The following is a 4,591-nucleotide window of genomic DNA, read 5'->3' as shown; positions in this document are numbered from 1 at the left end:
CGGGATCGACGCCGTGCACGCGCACTCGGCCCGAGCGGCTCCCTCCCCCGGCGCGGGGGAGATAACCGCTGATCAGCTGCGCCAGGGCCGATTTGCCGCTGCCGCTCGCGCCGACGACCGCCATCCACTCCCCGCGTTCCACGGTGAGCGTCACGTCGCGCAGCGCCGGGACTCCGCCGGGCTCAAACGCATAGCTGACGTCCTGCAGCTCCAATGCCGGTTCCGGCATTTTACGCCTCCGCCCGGCGGCCAACCGCGAAGCGGCGAAGCAGCCCGCTGCTAGCCAACGCATCGCCCAGCAGTTTGACCAACAGCCCGCACAGGATCATGCCGCTTAATACCCGAACGACGAGGGCGATCAGCAGAACATCCATGCCCCACTTCGTATAACCGTACATCTGGGCCGCAAAAAAGAACCACAACGGCACCATCGCCCCGCCGGTAATCAGCAGCATCGGCAAGCTCCAGTTTTTATAACGTACGAGGGCAAAAGCCGCCTCCACAATCACCAAATAACAAGCCGCAGCCACAAAGCAGGACAAAATGCCATACGCCGTTCCCATAAACGCTTGGACAACCGCACCGATACCATAGGTGATCAGGGCCGTCCCCGGTTTGCGGATAATATAATACGCCAGCAATCCGTAAATCATATACAAACCGGTGATCGTTGAGGTGAGGATCGGTCCCCCCAGCCCATTCAGCGCTTGATTCACCGGTGACAGAAACACCGTCATGACCGCGTTAGCCGCTGCCAGCATCGCCATAAGTACAATATCAAGCGTCGTAAAGCGCTGAAGCACTTTGTCGGAACTTCCTTCTTTCACTTGAACCATCCTCTCATCCATTTGAATTGTTAACCACAAGTGATAATTTAGGTTAACAATTTGTCCGCGTCAAGTCCTTTTTTTCAAATTTAACCTGAACTGCCTTATCTCTAGGGCCCGCATGCTTGTAAAAAGTGAACATCCAACAAGTCAAAATCCGTTACAGCATCCACAGGCCCGCAGTCAACACCAAGCTTGCCAGCATCGTCCATACGCCAACCGCCTTCAGCGGCACATCCCGCAAAAATGTGCGCTCCCGGTACGCACCAAAGCCCTTCACGTCCATCGCTCCTGCGGTTTGTTCCACACGCCGAATCGCTCCGGTGAACACGGTGACCAACTGCCCCCGCCACTGCGCAAGCCGTTCTGCACCCCCCCGCGGTTTGCGACCCAACCGAAGTTTACGGGCGGCTGCCGCCTGTCTTCCTTCCTCCGCAAGCAACGGCAAGAACGTCATCGCCAGCGAAACGCCAAACACAAACCGGTAAGGCAGCTTCAAACGGGTCGACATCATCACAACAAAATCCTTGGGATTCGTGGACTCGATATAAGCCAGCGAGGACAAAAACAAATTCACCAGCCGCAAAGTCACGGCGGCAGCGTCCTCAAGCGCAGTGGCCGAAATCGGCAGGAATCCCCCGCCCCCGGCACTTCCCTCCCGAAGCTGCACCGCCAGCGCGGTAACCACAAATAACGGCAGACCAAAGCCTAAGATCCAGGCGATGCGCCGCAATAACCGGGCCCAGCCAATCCCGGCCCCCAGCTTGGCCCCCGCCACCAATACCAGCAGCAAGATCACTTGCCGCTGCAGCTCGTCCCAATGCATGGCAAGCGCAGCGATACAAGCTAATGCGACCAGCTTACTGAGTGGGTCCAAGTGGTGCAGCATTCCGCCGCCGTATTTTTTTTCAGACTTCATCATCGTTAGGTTATTCCTCCCGAGTAATACTCTTTCTTCAACAAAGAATACATCAACAAATCAACAAAACCGTTCTCCGTCTTCTGATACTCCCGCAACAGCCCTTCTTCCATGAACCCAAACGCTTTCAGCAACTTGCGGGAAGCGTTGTTGCGTGGATCTACCAGCGCTTCTATCCGGTTCAGTCCCATCGTCTCGTAGCCGTACGCAAGCAGCATTCGCAGCGCCTCCGACATATACCCGTGCCCCCAATATTCCCGGCCTAGGTCATAGCCGATTTCCCCGCGATAAGCCCCGGCCAGCTCCCAAACATTAAAGCCGCAGCTGCCAATCAGCTTCTGTTCATCCTTCAGCTCAATGCCAAAACGTAGCGTATCCTCGCTCTCAGATAAACCATTCAGCAGGTTAATCATTGCCCAAGTATCCTCCACCGAGGCAAACGGCGGAAGATTCATATACTTAATGACTTCCGGATCGCTCCAATACCGAAACATCACCTCGGCATCGCTTCGCTCCATCCGCCGCAGCCTTAGCCGTTCGCTTTCCAGCACAGGAATGTCTCCGCCGCATTTGTACACGCCCGCCTTCTCCCCCTTTCCACCTGTGGTCATTAATCGCTACATCCTTTACTAGCTAATCATATCGGAATGGGCTCGTCAAAGGGACGGAGTAAATTTTCCGTATGGCGATTTTCCTTCCAACTTTTCGGTGATACTATAAAAACGTAAGAGAGCTTCACGGATAGGCTCGCAAGGAGGAACCCAGCGACATGGTATTTACGATCGTTATTTTGTTCTTCATGCTGATTGTATTGGCATTCGTAAGCGGCTTGCCGCGGTTTGCGGTGCGCCAAATCACCCAGATGCGGCTGCAGACGAACGAGAGCATTTACGAGTATTTGGAACGAACCGGGGTATTTACCCGCGACCAATTCGAACGGCTGCCCAAACGACAGGTTCAAGTCCGATCCCGAGATGGGCTGAAGCTCAACGGGTATGTTTTGGAACTGTTTCCTGGAAGCCAACGCTGGATGATCATCGTACACGGCTATACGGTTTCCTTGCTCGCCTCCACGCAATACATTGACGTGTTCCGGAAGGCAGGGTTTAACATTCTGCTGGTCGATCAACGTCGACATGGCGGCAGTGAAGGAAACTACACGACCTATGGATATCAGGAAAAATACGATGTCCAAGCCTGGGTAAACTGGATTTTGGAGAATTACGGGGAGAATAGTGTGATCGGCCTGCATGGCCAATCTTTGGGGGGTGGAACGGTGCTGGAGTATCTTGCCATCGCCCATCCGAACGTGAAATTTGTGATCGCGGACTGCCCTTACTCGGACTTGACGGAGCTCATTCGACATCAGATCACCAAGCTGAACAAGCTTCCGGCCAAACCGCTCTTGCCGCTGGTCGATAAGCTGCTGCATCGCAAAGCCGGCTTCCGGCTGCACCAGGTCAGCCCAATTAAAGCCGTTGAGAACAGCAAGCTGCCGGTGTTATTCATCCACGGTACGGAGGACAACTACGTTCCGACTTATATGAGCCGGGAAATGTACCAAGTGAAGCCTGAACCTAAAGAACTGCTGCTCGTGGAAGGCGCGGTCCATGCCAATGCCTACGGCATCAACCCGAAGCGGTATGCCGAAGTGGTACATGGCTTCATCGAGAAGGTTCTTGGCGCGGAAATGCCAGAGGCCGCTTACTTGCCGAGCATTTGACTTTGGGCCATCACGATATACTGGTCCAGGCGCTGGCTTATTTCCAGAATGGCGCCGCTGCTGAAGTTATCTTGAGTAGCGGCATTCATCAATTCCGTGCGCAGGTGCTCGATGGTCGCCTTCAAGTCGTTGCTGATTTTATTATTGGTACGGCTTGTGCCTCGGAGAGATTGAGGTACCATAAAAATCACCTTTTCATTAATCTTGTCCCTATTTTACCGCATGATGCCAAAAAACATATTTTGCAAATTTGATAAAAAATAGCACTGAGTGTCGGACTTTGTAAGATATAAACGGTTCTTCGCTCTTAGGGATGCTATCCCTCGACAAAAAACTTCTTTATAATAGTTGTATCGCTGCCGGCAACCTTATCTCGCCCGCAGTTTTTAAGGAGGGAATCATGCATGTTTCATGCCAATGAATATAGCGGTACCCGCGAAGAGCGGCAGCAAGCCGTCTTGTCGCAGCTTCAAGCGCTCATCAGCGGGGAGACTAACCAGGTAGCCAATCTAGCCAATGCGGCTGCGCTGTTGAACCATTACCTGGAGGATATCAACTGGGTCGGCTTTTACTTATACGACGGCAACGAGCTGGTGCTCGGACCGTTTCAAGGCCTGCCGGCCTGCATCCGGATCCCGCTTGGCAAAGGGGTCTGCGGCACCAGCGCAGAACGCCGCGAAACGCTGCGGGTGGAGGATGTCCACGCTTTTCCAGGCCACATTGCCTGTGATGCGGCATCCAACAGCGAGATCGTCGTACCGATCGTTAAGGAAGACCGGCTGATCGGCGTCCTGGACATCGATAGTCCGCGGAAAGGACGCTTTGACGCGGAAGACCAAGCGTTCCTCGAACAATTTGTGGCGACGCTGGCCCAGCAGCTGCCGGTTCCCGCTTAACGGGGATTACACTTCAACTGCGACTGTTACTCAGACTGGGATCCTTACCCCAGCTCACTCTCACTGTAGTCGCTGCGATTCCTGCAAAAGTGCAGTTATTTTAGTCAAAATGGGAGAAAATCACGAAATTGATGCAAAAGTGCAGTTTTTTTTCGCTCGAAACGCCGGATTTCCGGAAATGGGCAGAAAAAGCCTGCACTTTTGCAGTTTTTTAGCCCCAAATCGC

General features: G+C 53.7%; 7 protein-coding genes. 2 read left to right on the top strand and 5 right to left on the bottom strand.

Features of this window, described 5'->3' with window-relative positions:
• From POTG_RS06790 to POTG_RS06775, 4 genes are all read right to left on the bottom strand, one after another.
• The coding region (locus POTG_RS06790) for an ATP-binding cassette domain-containing protein (protein ID WP_036644488.1) at positions 1-229 on the bottom strand (229 nt) is incomplete at its 3' end.
• Position 230: 1 nt separating this feature from the next.
• Entirely contained in the window at positions 231-836 is a 606-nt protein-coding gene (locus tag POTG_RS06785) for an ECF transporter S component (protein ID WP_009224081.1), read from the bottom strand.
• 151 nt (positions 837-987) lie between these two features.
• Positions 988-1,749: an energy-coupling factor transporter transmembrane component T family protein gene (locus POTG_RS06780; protein WP_009224080.1), complete on the bottom strand. Its 762-nt coding sequence runs from the start codon at positions 1,747-1,749 to the stop codon at positions 988-990.
• A gap of 2 nt (positions 1,750-1,751) precedes the next feature.
• The gene (locus tag POTG_RS06775) at positions 1,752-2,357 is read right to left on the bottom strand and encodes a GNAT family N-acetyltransferase (protein WP_009224079.1); all 606 of its coding nucleotides are present in this window, start codon (positions 2,355-2,357) and stop codon (positions 1,752-1,754) included.
• A 158-nt stretch (positions 2,358-2,515) separates the two neighbouring features.
• Here POTG_RS06775 and POTG_RS06770 point away from each other — a divergent pair, with 158 nt between their 5' ends.
• Complete coding sequence (locus POTG_RS06770; protein ID WP_009224078.1) at positions 2,516-3,469, top strand: alpha/beta hydrolase; 954 nt, start codon at positions 2,516-2,518, stop codon at positions 3,467-3,469.
• On the opposite strand, the gene POTG_RS06765 is transcribed toward POTG_RS06770, so the two are convergent.
• Positions 3,451-3,651: an aspartyl-phosphate phosphatase Spo0E family protein gene (locus tag POTG_RS06765; protein ID WP_036644485.1), complete on the bottom strand. Its 201-nt coding sequence runs from the start codon at positions 3,649-3,651 to the stop codon at positions 3,451-3,453. The two genes, POTG_RS06770 and POTG_RS06765, sit on opposite strands and share 19 nt — an antisense overlap.
• Before the next feature lie 222 nt (positions 3,652-3,873).
• Here POTG_RS06765 and POTG_RS06760 point away from each other — a divergent pair, with 222 nt between their 5' ends.
• A complete protein-coding gene (locus tag POTG_RS06760; RefSeq protein WP_009224076.1) occupies positions 3,874-4,365 on the top strand; it encodes a GAF domain-containing protein in 492 nt (163 codons plus the stop codon).
• The last annotated feature ends 226 nt before the right edge of the window (positions 4,366-4,591 follow it).

Origin of the sequence: Paenibacillus sp. oral taxon 786 str. D14 (assembly GCF_000159955.1) — a bacterium.
Lineage (GTDB): Bacteria > Bacillota > Bacilli > Paenibacillales > Paenibacillaceae > Fontibacillus > Fontibacillus phoenicis.
Note: the sequence above shows the minus strand (reverse complement) of the source record. Positions and strands in the feature narration are given on the sequence as shown.